22 protein-coding genes are annotated in these 24,164 nt (G+C 60.5%); 14 read left to right on the top strand and 8 right to left on the bottom strand.

The genetic code is table 11. From position 1 onward, the window contains the following. The first annotated feature begins 161 nt into the window (after positions 1–161). The 5 genes from KI237_RS05575 to KI237_RS05555 all read left to right on the top strand — a co-directional run bounded on the left by KI237_RS05575 (position 162) and on the right by KI237_RS05555 (position 5,447). Positions 162–818, top strand: coding sequence for an alpha/beta hydrolase (locus tag KI237_RS05575; protein ID WP_212799124.1), 657 nt, complete (start codon positions 162–164; stop codon positions 816–818). Between the two features lie 98 nt (positions 819–916). After that, a complete protein-coding gene (rhlB, locus tag KI237_RS05570; RefSeq protein ID WP_212799123.1) occupies positions 917–2,380 on the top strand; it encodes an ATP-dependent RNA helicase RhlB in 1,464 nt (487 codons plus the stop codon). Positions 2,381–2,507: 127 nt separating this feature from the next. Then, on the top strand, positions 2,508–3,455 hold the full coding sequence (locus KI237_RS05565; RefSeq protein ID WP_212799122.1) for an ornithine cyclodeaminase family protein: 948 nt from the start codon (positions 2,508–2,510) through the stop codon (positions 3,453–3,455). Positions 3,456–3,604: 149 nt separating this feature from the next. Continuing rightward, a complete protein-coding gene (locus KI237_RS05560; protein ID WP_212799121.1) occupies positions 3,605–4,732 on the top strand; it encodes an NAD(P)/FAD-dependent oxidoreductase in 1,128 nt (375 codons plus the stop codon). 88 nt (positions 4,733–4,820) lie between these two features. Next, entirely contained in the window at positions 4,821–5,447 is a 627-nt protein-coding gene (locus KI237_RS05555) for a helix-turn-helix transcriptional regulator (protein ID WP_212799120.1), read from the top strand. A gap of 107 nt (positions 5,448–5,554) precedes the next feature. On the opposite strand, the gene aotJ is transcribed toward KI237_RS05555, so the two are convergent. The 7 genes from aotJ to KI237_RS05520 all read right to left on the bottom strand — a co-directional run bounded on the left by aotJ (position 5,555) and on the right by KI237_RS05520 (position 10,885). Further along, on the bottom strand, positions 5,555–6,331 hold the full coding sequence (gene aotJ / locus KI237_RS05550; protein ID WP_212799119.1) for an L-arginine-binding protein AotJ: 777 nt from the start codon (positions 6,329–6,331) through the stop codon (positions 5,555–5,557). Positions 6,332–6,602: 271 nt separating this feature from the next. Next, positions 6,603–7,055 (bottom strand): molybdopterin synthase catalytic subunit MoaE, encoded by a 453-nt coding sequence (moaE, locus tag KI237_RS05545; protein WP_212799118.1) that lies wholly within the window; start codon positions 7,053–7,055, stop codon positions 6,603–6,605. Positions 7,056–7,058: 3 nt separating this feature from the next. Further along, positions 7,059–7,301 (bottom strand): MoaD/ThiS family protein, encoded by a 243-nt coding sequence (locus KI237_RS05540; RefSeq protein WP_057448973.1) that lies wholly within the window; start codon positions 7,299–7,301, stop codon positions 7,059–7,061. After that, positions 7,298–7,771 carry a cyclic pyranopterin monophosphate synthase MoaC gene (gene moaC, locus KI237_RS05535; RefSeq protein ID WP_212799117.1) on the bottom strand — a complete coding sequence of 158 codons (474 nt, stop codon included), beginning with the start codon at positions 7,769–7,771 and terminating at the stop codon, positions 7,298–7,300. The genes KI237_RS05540 and moaC overlap by 4 nt, the downstream gene beginning before the upstream one ends. Before the next feature lie 258 nt (positions 7,772–8,029). Next, on the bottom strand, positions 8,030–9,424 hold the full coding sequence (locus KI237_RS05530; RefSeq protein WP_212799116.1) for a PhoH family protein: 1,395 nt from the start codon (positions 9,422–9,424) through the stop codon (positions 8,030–8,032). Between the two features lie 86 nt (positions 9,425–9,510). After that, positions 9,511–9,738 carry a hypothetical protein gene (locus tag KI237_RS05525; protein WP_212799115.1) on the bottom strand — a complete coding sequence of 76 codons (228 nt, stop codon included), beginning with the start codon at positions 9,736–9,738 and terminating at the stop codon, positions 9,511–9,513. 22 nt (positions 9,739–9,760) lie between these two features. Next, complete coding sequence (locus KI237_RS05520) at positions 9,761–10,885, bottom strand: polysaccharide deacetylase family protein (protein WP_212799114.1); 1,125 nt, start codon at positions 10,883–10,885, stop codon at positions 9,761–9,763. A gap of 275 nt (positions 10,886–11,160) precedes the next feature. Here KI237_RS05520 and yaaA point away from each other — a divergent pair, with 275 nt between their 5' ends. Further along, positions 11,161–11,940 carry a peroxide stress protein YaaA gene (gene yaaA, locus KI237_RS05515; protein ID WP_212799113.1) on the top strand — a complete coding sequence of 260 codons (780 nt, stop codon included), beginning with the start codon at positions 11,161–11,163 and terminating at the stop codon, positions 11,938–11,940. Positions 11,941–12,063: 123 nt separating this feature from the next. Here yaaA and KI237_RS05510 read toward each other — a convergent pair whose 3' ends face one another. Next, positions 12,064–12,279 carry a hypothetical protein gene (locus KI237_RS05510; RefSeq protein WP_212799112.1) on the bottom strand — a complete coding sequence of 72 codons (216 nt, stop codon included), beginning with the start codon at positions 12,277–12,279 and terminating at the stop codon, positions 12,064–12,066. Positions 12,280–12,750: 471 nt separating this feature from the next. On the opposite strand from KI237_RS05510, the gene KI237_RS05505 reads away from it, so the two are divergent. From KI237_RS05505 to KI237_RS05470, 8 genes are all read left to right on the top strand, one after another. Further along, positions 12,751–14,067: a nucleotide sugar dehydrogenase gene (locus KI237_RS05505; RefSeq protein WP_212799111.1), complete on the top strand. Its 1,317-nt coding sequence runs from the start codon at positions 12,751–12,753 to the stop codon at positions 14,065–14,067. A gap of 100 nt (positions 14,068–14,167) precedes the next feature. Further along, positions 14,168–15,649, top strand: coding sequence for a mannuronan synthase (gene alg8, locus KI237_RS05500; protein ID WP_502937079.1), 1,482 nt, complete (start codon positions 14,168–14,170; stop codon positions 15,647–15,649). Positions 15,650–15,684: 35 nt separating this feature from the next. Next, the gene (locus tag KI237_RS05495; RefSeq protein WP_212799110.1) at positions 15,685–16,854 is read left to right on the top strand and encodes an alginate biosynthesis protein Alg44; all 1,170 of its coding nucleotides are present in this window, start codon (positions 15,685–15,687) and stop codon (positions 16,852–16,854) included. 15 nt (positions 16,855–16,869) lie between these two features. Beyond that, positions 16,870–18,375: an alginate biosynthesis TPR repeat lipoprotein AlgK gene (gene algK / locus KI237_RS05490; RefSeq protein ID WP_502937078.1), complete on the top strand. Its 1,506-nt coding sequence runs from the start codon at positions 16,870–16,872 to the stop codon at positions 18,373–18,375. A gap of 5 nt (positions 18,376–18,380) precedes the next feature. Then, the gene (locus tag KI237_RS05485; RefSeq protein ID WP_212800561.1) at positions 18,381–19,871 is read left to right on the top strand and encodes an alginate export family protein; all 1,491 of its coding nucleotides are present in this window, start codon (positions 18,381–18,383) and stop codon (positions 19,869–19,871) included. 26 nt (positions 19,872–19,897) lie between these two features. Next, the gene (gene algG, locus KI237_RS05480) at positions 19,898–21,487 is read left to right on the top strand and encodes a mannuronan 5-epimerase AlgG (protein ID WP_212799108.1); all 1,590 of its coding nucleotides are present in this window, start codon (positions 19,898–19,900) and stop codon (positions 21,485–21,487) included. A gap of 11 nt (positions 21,488–21,498) precedes the next feature. After that, a complete protein-coding gene (locus KI237_RS05475; protein WP_212799107.1) occupies positions 21,499–22,947 on the top strand; it encodes an alginate O-acetyltransferase in 1,449 nt (482 codons plus the stop codon). A 23-nt stretch (positions 22,948–22,970) separates the two neighbouring features. After that, entirely contained in the window at positions 22,971–24,095 is a 1,125-nt protein-coding gene (locus KI237_RS05470; protein WP_212800560.1) for a mannuronate-specific alginate lyase, read from the top strand. The last annotated feature ends 69 nt before the right edge of the window (positions 24,096–24,164 follow it).

Genomic DNA, 24,164 nt, shown 5'->3' with positions numbered 1-24,164 from the left:
ACACCCATAGCAAAGCCCGTACCAGACCGCTGCGCTTAGCCCTTGTAAAACACGTCAAGACAAAAACTTTCAACTTTGCGACATCTAATTAACTGAGACACCGGGCACGCACTGTAATCACGCACTGATTGGGCGCGCCCGCACTGATTTGGAGCACAGCCATGACCGACCCCCTGATTCTCGAGCCCAGTAGCACTGCCGACGCGTGCGTTATCTGGCTTCACGGCCTGGGCGCCGATCGTTTTGATTTCCTGCCGGTCGCCGAAATGTTGCAGCAAAGCCTGCTCACCACGCGTTTCGTTCTACCCCAGGCACCGACCCAGCCAGTAACGATCAACGGCGGCTATGCCATGCCCAGTTGGTACGACATCCGTGCCTTGAGCCCGGCGCGGGCCATTGACGAACAGCAACTCGAAGCCTCGGCACAACGGGTCATCGACCTGATCGAAACCCAGCGAGCCGGCGGAATAGACGCCTCGCGGATTTTCCTGGCGGGTTTCTCCCAGGGCGGCGCGGTGGTCTATCACACGGCATTCGTGAAATGGCAGGGCCCGCTGGGCGGCGTGGTCGCGCTGTCTACTTATGCACCGACTTTCAGCGATGAACTGCAATTGTCGGCCAGCCAACAACGTATTCCGGTCCTGGCGCTGCACGGGCAATACGACGAAGTGGTACTCAACCCCATGGGTCGGACCGCGAAAGAGTATTTAAAGCAGCATGGTGTCACCGTGACATGGCAAGAATACCCAATGGGCCACGAAGTGTTACCCGAGGAGATTCGCGACATCGGCACCTGGCTGGCCGAGCGGTTGCGCTAAGAGGCTGATCGCCACGCCGGTCCTTTGACGATCACACTACGCCGCGCCCGTTTCTTGCATTACACTGGCCGGCGTACATTCCTTAACCAATCGATGAGATGACCGTGCTCAAAGCACTCAAGAAGATGTTCGGTAAAAGCGAGGCCGAGCAACTCGCGCCTGGCTCCACAGCGCCGACCCACGGCCCGAGCCACACCGATGCGCAACAACCGCGCCGGGCGGCACCCGTTGCACAGGCAACAAAAGAACCCGTCGCCCAGCCTGTTACGGCCCCCGAGCCCGAGAAACCACGCAACGAAGCTCCCAGGCCACGGCGCGAACGCGCACCGAAACCACCGGTCGTCGCCTGGAAACTCGAGGATTTCGTCGTAGAACCCCAGGAAGGCAAGACCCGCTTCCACGACTTCAAGCTCGCCCCTGAATTGATGCATGCCATCCAGGACCTGGGCTTCCCGTACTGCACGCCGATCCAGGCGCAGGTGCTGGGCTTCACCCTCGCCGGCAAAGACGCCATCGGCCGCGCCCAGACCGGCACCGGCAAGACCGCTGCATTCCTGATCTCCATCATCACCCAGTTGCTCCAGACCCCGCCGCCCAAGGAACGCTACATGGGCGAACCGCGGGCGCTGATCATCGCGCCGACCCGCGAGCTGGTGGTGCAGATCGCCAAGGACGCTGCCGACCTGACCAAGTACACCGGCCTGAACGTCATGACGTTCGTGGGCGGCATGGACTTCGACAAGCAGCTCAAGCACCTCGAAGCCCGCCACTGCGACATCCTGGTCGCCACGCCGGGCCGCCTGCTGGACTTCAACCAGCGCGGCGACGTGCACCTGGACATGGTCGAAGTGATGGTGCTGGACGAAGCCGACCGCATGCTCGACATGGGCTTCATCCCCCAAGTGCGCCAGATCATTCGCCAGACTCCACCGAAAAGCGAACGCCAGACCCTGCTGTTCTCCGCCACCTTCACCGAAGACGTGATGAACCTGGCCAAGCAATGGACCACCGACCCGTCCATCGTCGAGATCGAAGCCGAGAACGTCGCCAGCGAAAACGTCGAGCAACACATCTACGCCGTCGCCGGGGCCGACAAGTACAAGCTGCTCTACAACCTGGTCAACGACAACGGTTGGGAACGGGTGATGGTGTTCGCCAACCGCAAGGACGAAGTGCGGCGCATCGAAGAGCGCCTGGTGCGCGATGGCGTCAATGCCGCGCAACTGTCCGGTGACGTGCCACAACACAAGCGCATCAAGACGCTGGAAGGCTTTCGCGAAGGCAAGATCCGTGTGCTGGTGGCCACCGACGTAGCCGGTCGTGGTATCCACATCGACGGCATCAGCCATGTGATCAACTTCACCCTGCCGGAAGTGCCGGATGACTACGTGCACCGGATTGGCCGGACCGGTCGTGCAGGTGCCGCAGGGGTATCCATCAGTTTCGCCGGTGAGGATGATTCCTATCAGTTGCCATCCATCGAGGCACTGTTGGGGAAAAAGATTAATTGCGAAACCCCGCCGACCCATCTGCTTCGCCCGGTAGAGCGCAAGCGCCCCTAACCGGCGCGATAAAGAACAGAAAGCGCAGCCGCAAAGGCTGCGTTTTTTTTGCCCGGGACATTGCCCAATAAAACTAAAAGTCCATAATGGACAAATTAGTTTACAAAAAAGCACCCCGGAGCCGACGATGTCCAGTACGCCTTATGTCATCACCCAAGCCCAGGTCCGAGAACTGCTCGGGCAAGTCGACGTGCCGCATATCCTGCGCAAACTGTTCCGCGACCTGGCTGCCGGCCAGGCCGTGCAACCCGCCCAACAACTCGTGGAATTTCCCCAGGGCGCCGGGGACTTCATCAACTACCTGGGCGTGCTGGCTGAAGAGCAGGTCTACGGGGTCAAGACCTCGCCCTACATCGTGCGCGAGCAAGGCCCGCTGGTGACCGCCTGGACCTTGTTGATGTCGATGCAGACCGGCCAGCCGCTGCTACTGTGCGATGCCGCCGAACTGACGACCGCCCGCACCGCCGCCGCCACGGCTGTTGCCGTCGATGCCCTCGCCTCGCAAACCGCCCGGCGCCTGGCGGTTATCGGCAGCGGTGCGGTGGCGCGGGCACACGTGCAGTACGTCAAGGGCCTGCGGGACTGGCAAGCTATCAACCTCTATTCGCCAGGCCTGAGGACCAAGTCGACACAAGAACTGGCCTCCATTACCGATCTGGATCCTCGCCTGCACATCGCCGAGAGCCTTGAAGCGGCGCTGCACGACGCCGACGTGGTGATGCTCTGTACCTCGTCCGCCAAAGCGGTACTCGACCCGCAGACCCTGGGCAAACCGGCGCTGATCACCTCCATCAGCACCAATGCCCCACGCGCCCATGAAGTCCTCCCTCAAAGCCTGAACGACATGGACGTGTTCTGCGACTATCGTCAGACCACCCCAGGCTCGGCCGGTGAAATGCTGATCGCCGGCGAACAGTTCGGCTGGGACGTTTCGAAAATCGTCGGCGATTTGCCCGAACTGCTCAGCGAGCAGGTCGCGCGCCCGAGCTATGAACGCCATGTGTTCTTCCGCTCCATCGGCCTGGGGCTGGAGGATGTTGCATTGGCGAATGCGCTTTACCGACTTCATAACTGACACACCCCATTCCCTTGTGGGAGCGAGCTTGCTCGCGATGGCGGTGGGTCAGTCACCTTCAATGTTGACTGTCAGGCCGCCATCGCGAGCAAGCTCGCTCCCACAGGGTTGAATTGACTCCCGGCCACCGTGTTCGACAGGAGAGTTTCATGACCTCAGCAGACTTCATCATCATCGGCGGCGGCATTGCCGGTGCATCCACCGGTTACTGGCTCGCCCCCCACGGCCGTGTGATTGTGCTCGAACGCGAATCCCATCCGGCCTACCACTCCACCGGACGCTCGGCGGCGCTGTACACCGCCGCCTACGGCACCCCTCAGGTGCGAGCGCTGACCCAGGCCAGCCGGGATTTTTTCGACGCCCCGCCGGCCGGTTTCTGCGAACACCCCTTGCTGACCCCACGAGGCGAAATGACCGTGGATTTCACCGGTGACCCGGCCGAGTTGAACAACCAGTACCTCAGTGCCAAGGCTACGGTGCCGCAGATGCAACTGCTCAGCGCTGACGAAGCCTGTGTGCGGCTGCCGATCCTGCGACGGGACAAGGTCCACGGAGCGATCTACGACCCCACGGCCTGCGACATCGACACCGATGCACTGCACCAAGGCTACTTGCGCGGTATTCGTCGCAATGGCGGTGAAGTGCACACCGACAGCGAAGTGCAGCAATTGAGCCGCGATGATCAGGGGCTGTGGCAGGTGAAAACCGCCAACCAGACGTTCACGGCACCGGTTCTGATCAACGCTGCCGGCGCATGGGCCGATCACATTGGCGAAATGGCCGGCGCCCGGAAGCTGGGGCTGCAACCCAAGCGGCGCGCGGCGTTCATTTTTGCCGGGCCCGAGGGCGTGGATATTCATGACTGGCCGATGCTGGTGAGCCTGGACGAATCCTTCTACATGAAGCCCGACGCCGGCATGTTCCTCGGCTCGCCGGCCAACGCCGATCCGGTGCCCCCCCACGATGTGCAGCCTGAAGAGCTGGACATCGCCATGGGCATCTACCAGATCGAGGAAGCCACCACCCTGACCATCCGCCGGCCCACCCGTACCTGGGCCGGGTTGCGCAGTTTCGTGCCCGACGGCGATCTGCTGTCCGGTTTCGATCCACAGGTACCCGGTCTGTACTGGGTGGCGGCCCAGGGTGGCTACGGCATCCAGACCTCGCCAGCCATGGGCCAGGCCAGCGCGGCGCTGGTGCGTGGCGAGCCGCTGCCCGAGGCCCTGGCCCGTTTCGGCCTGAGCATCGCCATGCTGTCCCCCGAGCGCCTGGGCTGAGCCACCTTGGGGTGACGCATCGCCGCGATTGCGGCACACTCCCCGCGCCCCTGTTTCACGGGGCGCTGACGCTGCCTGGAGCCCTGTCATGACTGCCTCGCCACCCGATCCGGCGCTGGAAAACTTCCGCACCATCGCCGACGCTATCGCCACGCTGTTCTACCCCCACGCCGAAGTGGTGCTGCACGACCTGCGCACCCAGAAAGTCGATTACATCGCCAATAACCTGTCCAAGCGTGAAATTGACGATGACTCGTCCCTGGAAGACATGCTCAGCGAGGACGTCAGCGAACGTAACATCGGACCCTACGAAAAGCTGAACTGGGACGGACAGAAGATTCGCAGCCTCAGCAGCGTGCTGCGCGACGCCGACGGTCATCCGCTGGCGGTGCTGTGCATCAACCTGAATATTTCGCTGTTCGAGAATGCCAAGGCCGCGCTGGACCTGTTCCTGTCGCCAAGCAAGTTGATCCCCCAGCCGGACTCACTGTTTCGCGATGACTGGCAGGAGCGCATCAACACCTTCCTGCATGCCTGGATGCGTGAGCGTCAATTGAGCCTGAACCTGCTGACCCGCGACCACAAGCGCGAGCTGGTGCTGGCGCTGCACGCCGAAGGCGCGTTCAAGGGCAAGAGTGCGTCCAACTACGTGGCCAATGTGCTGAATATGGGGCGGGCGACGGTGTACAAGCATTTGAAGGAATTGAAGGGCTGAGGTTTTGTGTTGCCTGGTCTGACGCCTTCGCGAGCAAGCTCGCTCCCACAGGGGACCTGGGTACAAAGTTCCAGTGTGGGAGCGAGCTTGCTCGCGATAACGGTCAATCAGTCGCCATAGATATCCGACTTGAAATACTTGGCCTGGATCTTCTGATACTCCCCATTGGTCCGAATCCCATCGATGGCCTTGTTCAAATCCGCCACCAGTTGGGTATTGCCCTTGCGCACCGCGATACCGGCACCTTCACCCACGTATTTCGGGTCCTTGAGCTCCGGCCCGACAAACGCATAGCCTTTGCCGCGAGGCATCGACAGGAAGTCTTCCAGCGGGATGGTGTCGGCGAAAATCGCGTCGAGGCGACCAGACGCCAGGTCCATGTAGATTTCTTCGTTGTTGCTGTAGCGCTTGACGATCACACCCTTGGGTTCGAGGACTTCAGTGGCGTAGCGGTCAGTAGTGGTGGCCCGCTGCACACCGACGGTCTTGCCCTTGAGACTGGCGTACTGGTCATCGACCACTGCCCCTTCCTTCATGACCAGGCGCGATGAGGTGAAGTAGTACTTGTGGGTAAAATCCACCGACTTCTTGCGCTCTTCGGTGATGGTCATGGACGACAGCGCCAGGTCGATCTTCTTCACCTTGAGCGAAGGAATCAGCCCGTCGAACTCACCCTCGATCCACTCGCACTTGACCTGCATCTGCGCGCACAGGGCATTGCCAATGTCGTAGTCGAACCCCTCGATCTTCCCTTCCGAGGTCTTGGAAGCAAACGGCGGGTATGCCGCCTCGATGCCGATACGCAAGGTTTTCTCAGCGGCGAACAGGCTGCTGGAGGCCAGCAGGCTCAAGGCCAGGCCGGTGATGAGGGGGAGTTTCTTCATGATCGATCTCTCGCGGGGTTGTTGTTGGTTTGGCAGAGAAAGGGGGGGCGATGAGTTTTTGTGTACTTATAAATCCATACTGGACTTTAATGTACATGTCGTCAATTGGTAGGCAGAGGAATGTGATGGGAGGTTGATGGCCTCATCGCGAGCAAGCTCGCTCCCACAAGGGACTGTGTTGAACACAAATACTGTGTACGACGCCAATCCAGTGTGGGAGCGAGCTTGCTCGCGATGACGGAATAACAATCACTGAAAATCCACAGGGTATTTACTGCTTCCAGCGATCCGCCGCCGCATGATCGCTGTCGCGCCCTTCGACCCAGCGCGGGCCGTCGGCGGTGTTCTCTTTCTTCCAGAACGGCGCTCGGGTCTTGAGGTAGTCCATGACAAAGGCGCAGGCGTCGAATGCCGCCTGGCGATGGGCACTGGCGGCACCGACGAAGACGATCGGCTCGCCCGGCTCCAGGGCGCCGATGCGGTGCAGCACCTCCAGCTTGAGCAACGGCCAGCGCTGCTCGGCCTCGGTGGCGATCTTGCCCAGGGCTTTTTCGGTCATGCCTGGATAATGCTCCAGGAACATCCCGGACACATCGAGGCCGTCATTGAAGTCACGCACGTAGCCGACAAAACTCACCACCGCGCCCACGCCGACATTGGCCGCGTGCATCGCGTTGACTTCGATGCCTGGGTCGAACGGTTCGACCTGCACACGAATCGCCATGGTTCAGCCTCCGGTCACGGTGGGAAAGAACGCAACTTCGTCGCCGTCGGCCAGCGGTTCGTCGAGCTGGCACAAATCTTCGTTGCGAGCGCACATCAGGTTTTGTTCCTTCAGCACCTCGGCCCCGTCACGCTGGGCAAGCAGCACGCGCACATCGTCGACCGTGGCGAAATCGCCTTCCACCTTTACCGAATCCACGCCAAGCGCTTCACGGTAACGGGCAAAGAACTTCACGATGATCTTCATGACGCATCCGCCTGGAAGTGACCACTCTTACCGCCGAGTTTTTCCAACACGCGCACGCCTTCGATGATCATGCCCCGATCCACGGCCTTGCACATGTCGTAGATGGTCAGCGCGGCAACACTGGCGGCCGTGAGGGCCTCCATCTCCACCCCGGTCTGCCCCGACAGCTTGCACCGGGCAACGATGCGTACCTGGTCCGTGCCTTCGGCATTGATCTCGACCTTGACGCTGGTGAGCATCAACGGATGGCAGAGCGGAATCAGATCACTGGTTTTCTTGGCAGCCTGGATGCCGGCAATGCGCGCAACGGCGAACACATCGCCCTTGGGGTGACCGCCGCTGACGATCATCTGCAGCGTGTCGGGCAACATGCGCACAAAGGCCTCGGCCGTGGCTTCACGGAACGTCACGGCCTTGTCGGTCACGTCGACCATATTGGCGCGACCTTGGGAATCGAGATGAGTCAGCACAGGGTTACTCCTGATAGGGAGTGTCGATTGTAAACCTGTGGGTCAGATTCAGGCAGGGCTGATTGTCGCACTTGGGGTGACCTGCAATTTCCTGAGCACCGCAGTTCCCTTGTGGGAGCGAGCTTGCTCGCGATGGCAGAGGGTCAGACACCTATTTTTATCTGATACACCGCCATCGCGAGCAGGCTCGCTCCCACAGGGTTTTCGTACAGCCATAAAAAAAACCGGGCGACCTAGTGGCCGCCCGGTTCGCTGGGATTACAGGTGGGATTCGGCGTATTCGGCCAGGATCGAGCGCGGCACGCCTTGCAGGGTGATGTGGACGCCGTTGGGGAAGTCCTTGAAGCGTTCGGTCAGGTAGGTCAGCCCGGAGCTGGTCGCGGACAGGTAAGGGGTGTCGATCTGTGCCAGGTTACCCAGGCACACCACTTTGGAACCGGCGCCGGCACGGGTGATGATGGTCTTCATCTGGTGCGGGGTCAGGTTCTGGCATTCGTCGATCAGGATCAGGCTCTGCTGGAAGCTGCGCCCGCGAATGTAGTTGAGGGATTTGAACTGCAGCGGCACTTTGCTAAGGATGTAGTCGACGCTGCCATGGGTGCTTTCGTCATCCATGTGCAAGGCTTCGAGGTTGTCGGTGATCGCCCCCAGCCATGGCTCCATTTTTTCCGCTTCGGTGCCGGGCAGGAAACCGATTTCCTGGTCCAGGCCCTGCACGCTGCGGGTGGCGATGATGCGCCGGTAGCGTTTGCTGACCATGGTCTGCTCGATGGCGGCAGCCAGGGCCAGGATGGTCTTGCCGGAACCGGCGGCGCCGGACAGGTTGACCAGGTGGATATCGGGGTCGAGCAAGGCGAACAGGGCCAGGCTCTGGTAGATGTCGCGCGGCTTGAGGCCCCAGGCTTCCTGGTGCAGCAAAGGTTCCTGGTGCAGGTCGAGGATCAGCAGCTTGTCGACCTGGATTTCCTTGATCCAGCCGACGAAGCCTTGTTCGTCGATGATGAACTCATTGATGTGCACCGCCGGCAGGTTGTCGATCAGTTGCACCTGGTGCCAGGTGCGGCCGTGATCCTGGCGGGTTTCGACCTTGCTCACACGGTCCCAGAAGGAGCCGGTCATATTGTGGTAGCCGTTGGGCAACAGCGAGACGTCGTCGACCAGTTGGTCGGTGCTGTAGTCCTCGGCCGCGATCCCACAGGCGCGGGCCTTGAGGCGCATGTTGATGTCTTTGGTCACCAGCACCACGGCCTGGTCCTTGTTGCGCGCGTGCAGGTCGATCAATTGGTTGATGATGATGTTGTCGTTCAGGTGTTCAGGCAGCACCAGGTTGGGTTCGGTGCGTTTGCTCATCAGGATCGAGAGCAGGCCCTTGGGACCACTTTTGCCGCGCTGGATCGACACGCCCAGTTCAACGTCCTCCGGGGAGGCATCACCCAGGGTCTTGTCGATCAGGCGGATTGCCTGCCGGCATTCGGCCGCAACGCTGTGGTGCCCGCTCTTGAGCTTGTCCAGCTCCTCAAGCACGGTCATCGGGATGGCAACGTGGTGTTCTTCGAAGTTCAGCAGGGCGTTTGGATCGTGGATCAATACGTTGGTATCGAGTACATAGAGGATTGGCTGGTTGGAGGAAGGGCTACGTCCGTGGTCATCCATACTCGGTCACCTATGTGGGGGCCATTCGACGCAATACCGTGACAGTGCTGCGCCTCGAGGTAGCCACCGAATTCACCCGCGAGGATTCAGGTGAACTGCACACAATCTGGGTCTTGGAAGACGCCACCTGTGTTGCAGGTTTCGGCGGTCTGACTTCTTGATACTCCAAAAACCATGACAGGAAAAAGCACTTTGACGCTTTTTTGAAGTTTATTTTTCAGAGTGACGAATAACCCTTGGCGTACCGCCGTTGCGCCGTTAAAGTCGGAAGTCCGGTTGTCATGAATGTGCGCCGGTTTTTCATCTTCTCCCAATGTTTCCGGGCCTTTGCAGGTTTCAGCGAAACGCTTCCTGGCAGTCCGCCCAACCGATCCCGCTTTGCGCCGTCTGCGTCATGAGCCAGGGCAACGCCGTTTTCACCCCATCCTGCTTGGCATTGAAATTGATCACCCCATGGCGCCACAACAGCATCAGGGTCAGCGCGCGCTGGGCACTTTGCTCAGGCTTGAGCCGATTGTTGCTGTCCTGGGGGTCGATGTCCCACAGCGCCACCTGCAAGCCTTGCTGGCGGAAAAACCCTTCGGCATCGCCACGGCGCTGCCCTTGGGGCGGGCGGAACAGCGGCACGTAATTCTCGGGCAGCTTGCCCTTGACCAGCTCGACACTGCGCCGGACCGAGTCTTGCCAGTCCTGCCAATAACTGTGGGAGCGGAACTCCCAGCCCTGCACGCCCACGCATTGCCCCGAATACAACGCCTGGAGATTGTTGACCGAACCCTCTTGCAACCGCGCCTGAATGTCCTTGCCCAGCACGAAGAAGGTGCCATTGATGTTCGCCTTGCGCAGGTATTCGGCCAGCCACGGGGTGTTGTCCGGCGCAACGTTGGCGGCGCTGTCGAAGGTCAGCAGGAACAGGCGGTCGTTCATGTCTTCGCCGTTGCGTTCGTAATCGCCGAAACGTTCGATTTCGCTGCTGGTTTGCGGAAAAAGCGCGGCTTTACGCAGCAGCTCGTCGCGGTATTGGGTGTGAAAGATCTGGCTCGGCGCGGCCCACTTGATGTAGTAGGAGTTGTCATCCAGATGGAACCGGCGCGCCTCTTCGCGCAGGGTCGCCATGTCCTCGACCAGGTAACAGAAGGAAGCGTCCTGATCGCAGCTGCGTTGGGCAAAATTGTAGTTGGTCAGCAAGCGCTGCCACAGCCGGGCGCGAAGTGCGTCGATCGCAACCTTATTGACCGTGCGCAACCCCAGGTATTGCTTGAGCGCGATTTCGTCCATGGCATCGACGTCCAGCAGAACCCGGGCGAACATCAGGATCTCGGCCCGCGAAGCCACGTCGAACAACGTCGGGCTGGTGAGTTGTTCCGGCCAGGTGCTGCGGTCCAGAGACGCGACGTCGTTGGGCGCGGCAATGGCGCCCAGGCTCAACAGCCAGGCCGATAACAGAAGAGCGATACGCAAAAGGGATGTCTCCATAACGAAACCCGCGCGGCATCATAGCCGATCCTGGCGCAATACCCTTGCGGTCGGAGGACTCTGTGGGAGCAAGGCTTGCCCGCGATAGCAGCGATGCGGTCCTTCAGACATCGAGTTGCCGCAATCGCGAGCAAGCGTTCCCACAGCTCCCTCGCCACAAATGCCCGTCAATACTCGCCCATCCATCACCTATCACCCCAATAGCTGGAGTCCACCCGGACAACCCCCTAGAATCGCCGCACCCTCAAGGAGACGATTTCATGCTGATGGTGATTTCCCCCGCCAAGACCCTCGATTACGAAACACCGCCGGCCACCGAGCGCTTTACCCAGCCGCAGTACCTGGATCATTCCCAGGAACTGATCGAGCAACTGCGCGAACTCTCGCCAGCACAGATCAGCGAGCTGATGCACGTCTCCGACAAGATCGCAGGCCTCAATGCAGCGCGATTCGGCAGTTGGACGCCGGCGTTCACTGCGGCCAATGCCAAGCAGGCGCTGCTGGCCTTCAAGGGTGACGTGTACACGGGCCTCGATGCGCAAAGCTTTGGCGAAGCCGACTTCGACTACGCCCAGCAGCACCTGCGCATGCTCTCCGGCCTCTATGGCCTGCTGCGGCCACTGGACCTGATGCAACCCTATCGCCTGGAAATGGGCACGAAGCTGGCCAATGCCCGGGGCAAGGACCTTTATGCTTTCTGGGGCACGCGCATCAGCGAATGGCTGAACGAAGCCCTCGCCGACCAGGGCGACGACGTACTGCTGAACCTGGCTTCCAATGAATACTTCTCGGCGGTCAAGCGCAGCGCACTGAAAGCACGCGTCATCGATACCGAATTCCGGGACCTGAAAAACGGCCAGTACAAAATCATCAGCTTCTACGCCAAGAAAGCCCGGGGCCTGATGAGTCGTTTCGTGATTCAGGAACGGATCGACGACCCTGCGGCGCTCAGCCAATTCGATGTGCAGGGCTACCGCTTCAACGCCCAGCAGTCGAGCCGGGACAAACTGGTTTTCCTGCGCGATCATGCCCCCGAATAAGGCATAACCTTATACCGCCCCCTGATCGGGGGCTTCGATCATCTCCCTATTTGTCATCTTAGTTCCCCGCCCACTTCGACAGTTTCATGGCGCCAATAAATCGCCCCACTCCCGCGCTAACTTTTATTTCACTCGACACTCGTCAGTTTTTTGCGTAGTGGCACCGATTTTTTTCATCGGTAGTGGCATAAAACTATCTACCCCTGCTAACTCCCCATTTATAAAGGGCGAAACGGCAAGTGCCATCATATTGAAGCCAGTGCCATCTCCGATAATATTTCGAAAAATTTCGAAAATCGCGATGAGCGGATCGGAACTATGTGAAATTGCATCGCTCATACCATCCGTAACGATTCTCGGCGAGCGTGTACGAGATAACTTACAAAGGACGTCGAACGGATTAACCAAGTTGTCACGACAACTTAGCGAAACGGTCGTCTAACTGGATCCACCCTTAAAGGATGGGAGATAAAGCACCATTACTATCCCCTACAAGGCCAAGGCTGCGCCCCTATAACGTGCTCACCCGAGCACACAAGCTTCTGATTTTGTGGGCTTTTTGCCAGGAATCGGAAGTGAAGGATCTTTGCACGAGCGTACCTGAAAACAGGGACTGGCTGCATAACAGGGCAGGTCATAACAACTAGGCCACATTGCGCACAACTTGAGTGCATTTATTTAGACACTCGGAACTTAGTATGCCTGCACACGGCATTGTGGCGCCTGCATTCCACACTTCCGAGTGCACTATGACCGCTGAACACTATTAACTCCGGCCATTTATTGGCGTGAAAAACAGAGGGAAATGCGATGCGCATTAGCATATTTGGTTTGGGTTACGTCGGTGCAGTATGTGCCGGTTGCCTGTCTGCACGGGGCCATGACGTAGTTGGCGTAGATGTCGCCAAAGACAAAATCGACATGATCAACGCTGGCAAATCACCAATCGTTGAACCAGGCCTTGGCGAGCTATTGGCGCAAGGCATTCAAACTGGCCGACTGCGCGGCACGACCAACTTCGCCGAAGCCATTCGCGACACTGATCTGTCGATGATTTGTGTCGGTACACCGAGCAAAAAGAACGGCGACCTGGAACTGAACTACATCGAAGCCGTGTGCCGCGAGATCGGTTTTGTCCTGCGTGACAAGACTACCCGCCACACCATCGTAGTTCGTAGCACCGTATTGCCGGGCACGGTGGCAAACGTTGTCATCCCGATCCTGGAAGACTGCTCCGGCAAGAAAGCCGGCGTCGATTTCGGTGTCGCGGTCAACCCTGAGTTCCTGCGCGAAAGCACTGCGATCAAAGACTACGACCAGCCGCCGATGACCGTCATCGGTGAGTTCGACACAGCCTCTGGCGACGTTCTGCAATCGCTGTACGAAGAACTCGATGCGCCGATCATCCGCAAGGACATCGCCGTCGCCGAGATGATCAAGTACACCTGCAACGTGTGGCACGCCACCAAGGTGACCTTCGCCAACGAGATCGGCAACATCGCCAAGGCCGTCGGCGTCGATGGCCGTGAAGTGATGGACGTGGTCTGCCAGGACAAGACCCTGAACCTGTCCCAGTACTACATGCGCCCAGGCTTTGCCTTCGGCGGCTCCTGCCTGCCCAAGGACGTTCGCGCCCTGACCTACCGCGCCAGTTCCCTGGACGTGGAAGCGCCGTTGCTCAACTCGCTGATGCGCAGCAACGAATCCCAGGTGCAGAACGCCTTCGACATCGTTTCCAGCCACGACAAGCGCAAAGTCGCCCTGCTGGGCCTGAGCTTCAAGGCCGGTACCGACGATCTGCGTGAAAGCCCGCTGGTAGAGCTGGCGGAAATGCTGATCGGCAAGGGTTTCGACCTGAAGATCTACGACAGCAACGTCGAATACGCCCGCGTCCACGGTGCGAACAAGGATTACATCGAGTCGAAGATTCCTCACGTCTCGTCCTTGCTCAACGCCGACTTCGACTCGGTGATCGACAGCTCCGACATCATCATCCTGGGCAACCGCGACGAGAAGTTCCGCGCGCTGACCGAGAACGTACCGGAAGGCAAGCAGGTCATCGACCTGGTCGGTTTCATGTCCAAGGCCACCAACCCGAATGGCCGGACCGAAGGCATCTGCTGGTAAGTCTGTTTGCCGGCCGGGGCATGCCCCGGCCGGCCTTTCGCCTGCCTTAACCCATCGGGCCGCCCACAAGGCCCGCCCGAGATAGAGACGGATGCAGATTATGCACAGGCTAAAGCACGGCCTGCTTCAGGCCGCCGGTTGGCTGTTTTACTTGAGTTTATTGATGGGCATCGCCATGGCGCTGCCCACGTCCACGTTCGACTCCGAATCCAAGGACTTCATCTTCCTGATCGGCGCCGTGGGCATCTGGCGTTACTCCATGGGAGCAACGCATTTCGTGCGCGGCATGATCTTCCTGTACATCGTCTACCCGCACCTGCGCCGCAAGGTACGCAAGCTGGGCAAGGCGGCGGATCCGTCCCATGTGTACCTGATGGTCACCAGCTTCCGGATCGATGCGCTGACCACCGCCCAGGTGTATGGCTCGGTGATTCGCGAGGCCATCGAATGCGGGCTGCCCACCACCGTGGTCTGCTCCATCGTGGAAATGTCCGACGAACTGCTGGTCAAGAGCCTCTGGGCCCGCATGAACCCGCCAGCGCGGGTCAAGCTGGACTTCGTGCGCATTCCCGGCACCGGCAAGCGTGACGGCCTGGCCTACGGTTTCCGCGCCATCTCCCGCCACCTGCCGGATGACCGTGCGGTGGTCGCCGTGATCGATGGCGACACCGTGCTTGCCAAAGGCGTCGTGCGCAAGACCGTGCCCTGGTTCCAGCTGTTCGGCAACGTCGGCGGCCTGACCACCAACGAGTTCTGCGAAGTGCGCGGCGGCTACGTCATGGCCGAGTGGCACAAGCTGCGTTTCGCCCAGCGTCACATCAACATGTGCTCCATGGCCTTGTCCAAGCGCGTGCTGACCATGACCGGCCGTATGTCGGTGTTCCGCGCCACCGTGGTGACCAACCCGGACTTCATCGCCGACGTGGAAAGCGACTCGCTGCAACACTGGCGCCTGGGCCGCTTCAAGTTCCTGACCGGCGATGACAAGTCGAGCTGGTTCAGCCTGATGCGCCTGGGCTACGACACCTTCTACGTGCCCGATGCGGCGATCAACACTGTCGAGCATCCGCCGGAGAAGAGCTTCATCAAGGCCAGCCGCAAGCTGATGTTCCGCTGGTATGGCAACAACCTGCGGCAGAACTCCCGGGCCCTGGGCCTGGGTCTGCGCCGTCTGGGCCTGTTCACTTCGGTGGTGCTGTTCGACCAGCGCGTGTCGATGTGGACCTCGCTGCTGGGCCTGACCGTAGCACTGATCGCCAGCTTCAAGTACGGCACCGCGTTCATCCTGGTGTACCTGCTGTGGATCGGTATCACACGGTTGATCCTGACCCTGTTGTTGTCGTGCTCCGGTCACCGGATCGGCCCTGCCTACCCGGCGATTCTCTATTACAACCAGATCGTCGGTGCCCTGGTGAAGATCTACGTGTTCTTCCGCCTTGACCAGCAGTCCTGGACCCGCCAGCCCACCTCACTGACCCGTGATCTCGCCAGCTTTCAACGTTGGTTCAACACTTGGTCGTCTCGGACCATGACCTTCTCCGCCGGCAGCATTTTTGTCGCTGTGCTGCTGACGATGGTCTGACCGGACTTGAATGAATTAACTAGGAAATCGCCCCTATGAACACCGCCGTGAATGTCAACGTAGTGCATGAATCCGAAGCCCAGCGCCAACACGCCCGGGTCAAAATCCCGGCCAAGCTGCGCTTCTTCGGTCCTGACCGCACGCCCATGGAAGTCAAGGTCCTGGACCTGTCCGCCGGTGGCCTGTGCTTCAACGCCGGCCAGATGCCCCTCAAGACCGGGGAGTCCTACAAAGGTCGCCTGCAGTTCGTCATCGACAACCTCGGCCTGGCCATGGACGTGGAGTTGCAGATCCGCTCCTACGACCGCCAGACCGGCCGCACCGGTTGCCAGTTCCAGAACCTGGAGCCCCGGGACATCTCGACACTGCGTCACATCATCACCTCGCACCTGGCCGGCGACATCGTCGGTGTCGGCGACGTGCTGGCGACCCTGCAGCGCGATAACTTCACCAAAGCTCGCAAGCAGAAAGACGAAAACGGTGGCATGAGTGCCTTCGGCCGCCTGCGCGCCGTGACCTTCAGCCTGGGGGTCTTCGTCGTTGGCCTGGCGGCGTTCGGTTTCATCTTCAAGTCGGTGTACGGCATGTACTTCGTCAGCCATGCCCAGGCCGGCCTGGTGAACGTACCGGGCATGGCGATCACCATGCCGCGCGACGGCACCGTGCAGAGCCTGGTCAAGGCCGACGGCGTGGCCGCCAAGGGCGCCCCGCTGGCGACCTTCAGCACCAGCATGCTCGACGTGCTCAAGGGTCACCTGGACGACAACCAGTTGCAGCCAGCCAAGGTCGAGGAACTGTTCGGCAAGCAAATGACCGGCACCCTGACGTCGCCATGCGATTGCATCGTGGCCCAGCAACTGGTTGCCAACGGTCAGTACGCCAGCAAGGGCGACGTGATCTTCCAACTGGTTCCACGCGGTACCGAAGCCAACGTCGAAGCACGCTTCTCCTATCGCCAGTTCGGCGACGTGCGCCCAGGTACTCCCGTCAGCTTCCAAGTGGCCGGCGAAGACACCACCCGTACCGGCAAGATCGTCAGCAGCACCAGCCTGAAAAGTGCCGACCTGTCCTCCGATATCCGTGTGTTGATCCAGCCTGACGAACCCCTGGACAGCGCCCTGGCCGGTCGTCCAGTGGAAGTCCACAGCGACCGTGGTCCGAACCTGAACTGGCTGATCGACAAAGCCATGGCCGTCGGTCTTTAAGTCGAGGATATGCCCGTGATCACTCCACAAAACAACAATGCACCGCATTCCCTGTGGGAGCGAGCTTGCTCGCGATGGGATCGACGCGGTCTGTCTGGTACACCGAGCGGCCTGCATCGCGAGCAAGGCCGCTCCCACACAGGATATGCGTTGTGTGCACTGGCGTTGGCAGTCGGTCTTAGCGGTTGCGCCGGCCTGCCCGACCAACGCCTGGCCAACGAAGCCTTGAAGCGCGGCGACACGGCGCTGGCGCAGCAGAACTATCAGCAACTGGCAGACCTGGGCTACAGCGAAGCCCAGGTCGGCCTGGCCGATATCCAGGTAGACAGCCGTGATCCGGAGCAGATGAAAAAAGCCGAGGCGACTTACCGCGCCGCGGCCGATATCTCGCCTCGGGCTCAAGCTCGCCTGGGTCGCCTGCTGGTGGCCAAGCCTGGCTCCACCGAAGCGGAAAAACACGAAGCCGAAGGCCTGCTGAAGAAAGCCTTCGCCAACGGAGAAGGCAACACCCTGATCCCGCTGGCGATGCTGTACCTGCAATATCCCCACAGTTTCCCGAACGTCAACGCCCAGCAGCAGATCAGCCAATGGCGCAGCGCCGGTTATCCGGAAGCGGGCCTGGCGCAGATCCTGCTCTACCGCACCCAGGGCACCTACGACCAGCACCTGGATGAAGTCGAGAAGGTCTGCAAGGCCGCGCTGACGACCACGGACATCTGCTACGTCGAACTGGCCACGGTCTATCAGAAACGCGGCCAATCGGAACAACAGGCCGCGTTGCTCAAGCAGATGCAGGACGCTCACGCCCGTGGCGTCGTGTCCGCCCAACGCGTGGACAGCGTCGCCCGTGTCCTGGCCGACGCCAGCCTGGGCAAGACCGATGAAAAGACTGCCCAGTCGTTGCTCGAAGGCATCGCCCCGGGCTACCCCGCTGCCTGGGTCAGCTTGGCGCAACTGCTCTACGACTTCCCGGAACTGGGTGACGTCGACAAGATGATGCAGTACCTGGAAAACGGCCGCGCCGCCGACCAGCCGCGCGCCGAGCTGTTGCTGGGCAAGCTGTACTACGAAGGCAAATGGGTCCCGGCCGATGCCAAGGTTGCCGAGGCGCATTTCCAGAAAGCCGTTGGCCGCGAAGTGGCTGCCGACTACTACCTCGGCCAGATCTATCGCCGCGGTTACCTGGGCCAGGTGTACTCGCAAAAAGCCCTGGACCACCTGCTCAAGGCCGCCCGCAACGGCCAGAACAGCGCCGATTTCGCCATTGCCCAGCTGTTCTCCCAGGGCAAGGGCACCAAGCCCAACCCGGTCAACGCGTATGTGTTCAGCCAGTTGGCCAAGGTACAGAACACCCCGCAAGCCACCGAACTTGCCCAGACCCTCGAAGCCCAATTACCGCCGCAGCAACTTGCACAAGCTCAGAGCCTGCTAAAACAAGAGCAGGCCATTCGCGGCTCGATGAGCCCCGATACGCTGGAACTGCAAGCCCTAAAAGAAGATGACGGCGAGGAACCTCTATGAAGCCTTTGAAGCTCAATCCTTTTGTGCAGGCCGGAATTGGCCTGACGTGCGCCCTGTTGTGGTCCTGCCCCACCCTGGCGGCCCTGACCGACACCAAGAACTTCGGCCTGGAAGTGAAAATCACCGGCCAGTCCGAAGACGACAGTGACCTTGGCACCCAGCGCGGTGGCGACGTCAACGGTGTCGGCCTGGACCTGCGTCCCTGGGTCTACGGCGAAAGTGAAAGCGGTGCCTGGAGCGCCTACGCCATGGCCCAGGCCGTGACGTCCAGCGACATCATCGAGACCGACACCCTGCAACAGTCCGATGGCAGCACCCAGCAAACCGACAGCGGCGATCGCGAAGCCAAGAAAAGCTACCTGGCCATGCGCGAGTTCTGGATTGGCTACCGTGGCCTGACCCCTTACCCTGGGGAGCAGTTGAAGTTCGGCCGCCAGCGCCTGCGCAATGACGACGGCCAATGGCGCGACACCAATATCGAAGCCCTGAACTGGACCTTCGACACCACCCTGCTGCGAGCCAACCTCGGCGTCGCCGAACGCTTCAGCGAATACCGCACCGACCTCAAGGAATTGTCCCCCAAGGACAAGGATCGCCTGCACGTCTACGGCGATGTGGGCTATCAGTGGATGCCCGGCCAGTGGGCCGGGATCCGCGCCCACCATACCCATGACAACGGCAGCCTCGATTACCCGACCCCGGGCGAGCCCACCGACACCCTGGACAAGACCCAGAACGGTGACTTGACCTGGCTGGGCCTGGAAGCCAACAGCGACGCCTACAACTGGCGCAACACCAACACCGTCAACTACTGGGCAAGCCTGACCGGCATGACCGGTGACCGCGACACCGTCAACCCGCTCAACGCCGACGGCACGCGCCCGGCGCAAGCCAAGCGCAGCGAAGACCTGAACGGCTGGGCCACCGACCTGGGCATCCGCCTGCGTCTGGACCCGCAATGGCAGGTCGGTGCGGCCTATGCCCGCGCCAGCGACGAATACCAACAGAATGGCCTGCAAAGCAACCGCTCGAACTTCACCGGCACCCGCTCGCGCGTACACCGTTTCGGCGAAGCATTCCGCGGCGAAATGGCCAACACCCAGAGCGCCAGCCTGTTCGGTTCCTGGCAGTTGCGTGACGAATACGACGCCAGCCTGGTGTACCACAAGTTCTGGCGCGTGGACGGCAACAAGCCGGTGGGCAGCAACGGCATCAACGCCGTGGAAAACAACACCGACGACGTGACCGGCGCAATCCTGTCCACCTCGACCCTGCCGCTGCGTGACGGTGACAAGGACCTGGGCCAGGAAGTCGACCTGGTCGTCACCAAGTACTTCAAGCAAGGCCTGCTGCCCGCCGCGCTGAGTCAGTCCATTGATGAGCCGTCGGCGCTGGTGCGCTTTCGTGGCGGCGTGTTCAAGCCAGGCGACGCCTACGGCAAAGAGGTCGATTCGTACATGCATCGCGCCTTTGTCGACGTGATCTGGCGCTTCTGATGCGAATGGCCATGGGAGTGCCCGAAATGAACCGCTACCTCAGGAACAGCCAGGCGATGAAAGGTTCGATCAGCCTGTTGGTCGCAGCGATGCTGCTGGCCGGCTCGCCGGCGTTCGCCAACGTTGAACCGGTGGTCAAGCCGGGCAACGTGGTCAAGGAACTGCAGCGCGCCAAGACCTACACCGTCAACAGCGCGCCAACTGCACCACTGGAACTGGCCAAGCCGACCCTGCCCGACCTCAAGGGCTTCACCGCCGAAGCGGCCGCGGCCAAGATCGTGCGGACCAAGGCCGGCAAGGTCAGCGTGCGCCGGATGATGCAGGAAAACGCCCTGAAGGACTTCATCGGCGGCGACAACAAGATGGCCGAGTGGGTGGTGCGCCAGCACGGTATCCCACAGGCCATCTTCCTCGACGATGGCTACATGAACCTCAAGGACCTGGCCAAGAAACAGCCCAAGTACATCATCGAAACTTCGCCAGGTGTCTACCTGGCGAAGATTCCGATCGTGGTCGGCCAGAAAGGCATCCTGGAAATCGACAAACAGACCCAGGAACTGCGCTTGTCCCAGGAGGGTGGCTCATTCCTGGTCAACGATGGCCAGATGTTCATCCGCGACACCAAGGTCACCGGCTGGCGTGAAAAGGACAACGGCCCCGCCACGTTCCGCTCGCCCAAGGAGTTCCGTCCCTTCCTGCTGGCTTGGGGTGGCACCGAGACCTACATCGTCAACACCAAGATGGCGAGTTTCGGCTACTCCAACAGTAAGTCGTACGGGGTGAGTATTTCCCAGTACACGCCAAACATGGCCAAGGTCCTCAAGCGTCCGGAACCGACCGGCTGGATCATCGGTTCCGAATTCTCGGACATGTGGTACGGCTTCTACTGCTACGAAACCCGCGACTTCGTGGTCAAGAGCAACACCTACAAAGACAACATCGTCTACGGCATCGACCCCCACGACCGTTCCCACCGGCTGATCATCGCCGACAACACGGTCTACGGGACGAAGAAGAAGCACGGGATCATCATTTCCCGTGAGGTCAACGACAGCTTCATCTTCAACAACCGCAGCTACGACAACAAGCTCTCGGGCCTGGTGATCGACCGTAACAGCGTGAACAACCTGATCGCCTACAACGAGATCTACAAGAACCACACCGACGGCATCACGCTCTATGAGAGTGCTGACAACCTGCTGTGGGGCAACAAAGTGATCAGCAACCAACGCCACGGCATCCGGATTCGTAACAGCGTGAATATCCGCCTCTACGAAAACGTGTCCATGGCCAACGGCCTGACCGGTATCTACGGCCACATCAAGGACCTGTCCGACACCGACCGGGACATCAAGCTCGACCCGTTCGACGCCGAAGTCTCGCTGATCGTGGTCGGCGGCGAACTGGCTGCCAACGGCAGCGGTCCGCTGTCCATCGACTCGCCGTTGAGCGTCGAGCTGTACCGCGTATCCATGCTCGCGCCGACCAAATCCAGTGGCATCAGCTTCACGGGGATCCTTGGCGAGCGCCAGGATGAAATTCTCGACCTGCTGGTGCGCCAGCAGAAAGCCGTGCTGATCGACCCTGTCGAACGCCAGACCGAAATGCGGGACTGAGGATGACCTTTATGAACCCACAAATGATCAAACTCTTGGGCCTGTCCGCCCTGACGGCCGGCATTCTCGCCGCTGCAAGCGGCGCCCGCGCCGATGAAATCAAGGCACCGAGCTTCACCGCCGAGCCCTGCTGCAACCTGTGCCCTGAAGCCCACGACGCGAAGAACTACACCACGCGCTACCAGCAGAACTTCACCACGCTGGTACAAGCCCAGGGCGACTGGCTGTTCCGGACCCAGGAAGACCTGCGTACCGAATTCAACACCACCCCGGCCGGCTACAAGCGCATGCAGCAGTTGCACGATGCGTTCAAGGCAAAAGGCGTCGAGTTGGTGCTCGTCTACCAGCCGACCCGCGGCCTGGTGAACCGCAACAAGCTCAATCCGCAGGAGAAGGCCAGCTTCAACTTTGACAAGGCCCTGACCAACTACAAATCCATGCTGGGCCGTTTCGCCCAGATGGGTTACGTGGTGCCGGACCTGTCGCCGCTGACCAACGAGAACCTGCCCGAAACCCTGCCGGCCCACGATTTCTATTTCCGTGGCGACCAGCACTGGACACCCTACGGCGCCCAGCGCACCGCCAAGATCGTCGCCGAGAAGGTCAAGCAGATTCCCGCCTTCGCCGACATTCCCAAGCGTGAGTTCGAGACCAAGAAGTCCGGCCGCATGGGCAAGACCGGCACCCTGCACAACATGGCTGGGCAACTGTGCGGCACCAGCTATGCGATCCAGTACATGGACCAGTTCACCACCGAGCCCAAGGGCGAGGCCGGTGACGGCGACCTGTTCGGCGATTCCGGCAACCCACAGATCACCCTCGTGGGCACCAGTCACAGCGGCAAGAACTACAACTTTGCCGGCTTCCTGGAAGAGGCCATCGGTGCCGACATCCTCAACGTGGCCTTCCCCGGCGGCGGTTTCGAGGGCGCGATGATCCAGTACCTGGGCAGCGAAGAGTTCCAGAAGAACCCGCCGAAAATCCTCATCTGGGAATTCTCGCCGCTGTATCGCCTGGACCAGGAAACCATCTACCGCCAGATGATGGCGCTGCTGGACAACAACGGTTGCGAAGGCAAGCCGGCACTGATGAGCAGCAAGACCGCGCTCAAGCCGGGCAAGAACGAATTGATGGTCAATAGCAAGAACATGGATCTGCGTAACGGCAGCCACCAGGTCGACATTCGCTTCGCCGACACCTCGGTGAAAACCTTGCAAGCCACCCTCTGGTACATGAATGGGCGCCACGAGGATATCAAGATTGAAAAACCGGATACCTCGGAAACCGACGGACGTTTCGCCTTCCAATTGCGCACCGACGAGGACTGGGCTTCGCAGAACCTGCTAGCCGTTGAAGTCCAGGGTCCTGAAGCCGGTAAAGAGCCACAGCAAATCGAAGCGAAAATCTGCAAACGCAACGCATCTCCGCAAGCCGAACAAACGGCTCAAATCGGACAATGAGGTCTCGTCTCATGACCAGAACCATGCGCACCCGAACGTTGAAAACGCTGCTGGCGCCCTCCCTGCTAACCCTGGCGATGTTCGCCGGGGCCACGCAGGCGGCGGCCCCGCTGCGCCCGCCTCAGGGTTACTTCGCACCGATCGAAAAGGTCAAGGCTGGCGAAGCTGCCAAAGGTTGCGACGCTACGCCGACGCCCTACACCGGCTCACTGCAGTTTCGCAGCAAGTACGAGGGCTCCGACAAGGCCCGTGCAACCCTGAACGTGCAATCGGAAAAAGCCTTCCGCGACAGCACCGCCGACATCACCAAGATCGAGCGTGGCGTCAGCAAGCAAGTGATGCAGTTCATGCGTGACGGGCGCCCGGAACAATTGGAATGCACCCTCAACTGGCTGACCCAGTGGGCCCAGGCCGATGCGTTGATGTCCAAGGACTTCAACCACACCGGCAAGTCCATGCGCAAATGGGCGCTGGGCAGCATGGCTTCGGCCTATGTACGCCTGAAGTTCTCCGAGTCCCGCCCACTGGCCAATCACCCGGAGCAGGCACAACTGATCGAAGGCTGGTTCAGCCGGATGGCCGATCAGGTGGTCAGCGACTGGGACAACCTGCCGCTGGACAAGACCAACAACCATTCCTACTGGGCCGCCTGGTCGGTGATGGCCACCTCCGTGGCAACCAACCGCCGCGACCTGTTCGACTGGGCCGTCAAGGAATACAAGGTCGGCGTCAACCAGGTCGATGCCGACGGTTTCCTGCCCAACGAACTCAAGCGCAAGCAACGGGCCCTGTCCTACCACAACTACGCGTTGCCGCCGCTGGCAATGATCGCCAGTTTCGCCCAGGTCAACGGTGTGGATTTGCGCCAGGAAAACAACGGTGCCCTCAAGCGACTGGGCGACCGCGTGCTGGCCGGGGTGAAGGACCCGGAGATCTTCGAAGAGAAGAACGGCCAAGAGCAGGACATGAAGGATCTGAAGGTTGATTCGAAATTCGCCTGGCTCGAACCGTTCTGCAGCCTCTACACCTGCAGCGAGGATGTGCTGGAGCGCAAGCATGAGATGCAACCGTTCAAGACCTTCCGCCTCGGCGGTGACTTGACCCGGGTGTATGACCCTTCGCGGGAGAAAGGCGAAAAAGGAAGCTGACATCACTCTCCCTGCCATGCAGGGAACCTGTGGGAGCAAGGCTTGCCCGCGATAGCCATGACGCGGGAC

Source organism: Pseudomonas sp. St316 (assembly GCF_018325905.1).
Classification (GTDB): domain Bacteria; phylum Pseudomonadota; class Gammaproteobacteria; order Pseudomonadales; family Pseudomonadaceae; genus Aquipseudomonas.
The sequence above is the reverse complement of the archived record's forward strand: the minus strand, read 5'-3'. Positions and strand labels throughout refer to the sequence as shown.

Excerpts from the sequence above, each read along its gene's own strand:
- KI237_RS05505 (WP_212799111.1), top strand. The coding sequence starts at position 12,751 with ATGCGCATTAGCATATTTGGTTTGGGTTACGTCGGTGCAGTATGTGCC.
- aotJ (WP_212799119.1), bottom strand. The coding sequence starts at position 6,331 with ATGAAGAAACTCCCCCTCATCACCGGCCTGGCCTTGAGCCTGCTGGCC.
- KI237_RS05510 (WP_212799112.1), bottom strand. The coding sequence starts at position 12,279 with ATGAGCGATGCAATTTCACATAGTTCCGATCCGCTCATCGCGATTTTC.
- rhlB (WP_212799123.1), top strand. The coding sequence starts at position 917 with ATGACCGTGCTCAAAGCACTCAAGAAGATGTTCGGTAAAAGCGAGGCC.
- KI237_RS05470 (WP_212800560.1), top strand. The coding sequence starts at position 22,971 with ATGCGCACCCGAACGTTGAAAACGCTGCTGGCGCCCTCCCTGCTAACC.
- KI237_RS05575 (WP_212799124.1), top strand. The coding sequence starts at position 162 with ATGACCGACCCCCTGATTCTCGAGCCCAGTAGCACTGCCGACGCGTGC.
- KI237_RS05560 (WP_212799121.1), top strand. The coding sequence starts at position 3,605 with ATGACCTCAGCAGACTTCATCATCATCGGCGGCGGCATTGCCGGTGCA.
- KI237_RS05565 (WP_212799122.1), top strand. The coding sequence starts at position 2,508 with ATGTCCAGTACGCCTTATGTCATCACCCAAGCCCAGGTCCGAGAACTG.
- algG (WP_212799108.1), top strand. The coding sequence starts at position 19,898 with ATGAACCGCTACCTCAGGAACAGCCAGGCGATGAAAGGTTCGATCAGC.
- KI237_RS05475 (WP_212799107.1), top strand. The coding sequence starts at position 21,499 with ATGAACCCACAAATGATCAAACTCTTGGGCCTGTCCGCCCTGACGGCC.
- KI237_RS05530 (WP_212799116.1), bottom strand. The coding sequence starts at position 9,424 with ATGGATGACCACGGACGTAGCCCTTCCTCCAACCAGCCAATCCTCTAT.
- KI237_RS05555 (WP_212799120.1), top strand. The coding sequence starts at position 4,821 with ATGACTGCCTCGCCACCCGATCCGGCGCTGGAAAACTTCCGCACCATC.
- KI237_RS05495 (WP_212799110.1), top strand. The coding sequence starts at position 15,685 with ATGAACACCGCCGTGAATGTCAACGTAGTGCATGAATCCGAAGCCCAG.
- yaaA (WP_212799113.1), top strand. The coding sequence starts at position 11,161 with ATGCTGATGGTGATTTCCCCCGCCAAGACCCTCGATTACGAAACACCG.
- alg8 (WP_502937079.1), top strand. The coding sequence starts at position 14,168 with ATGCACAGGCTAAAGCACGGCCTGCTTCAGGCCGCCGGTTGGCTGTTT.
- moaE (WP_212799118.1), bottom strand. The coding sequence starts at position 7,055 with ATGGCGATTCGTGTGCAGGTCGAACCGTTCGACCCAGGCATCGAAGTC.
- KI237_RS05540 (WP_057448973.1), bottom strand. The coding sequence starts at position 7,301 with ATGAAGATCATCGTGAAGTTCTTTGCCCGTTACCGTGAAGCGCTTGGC.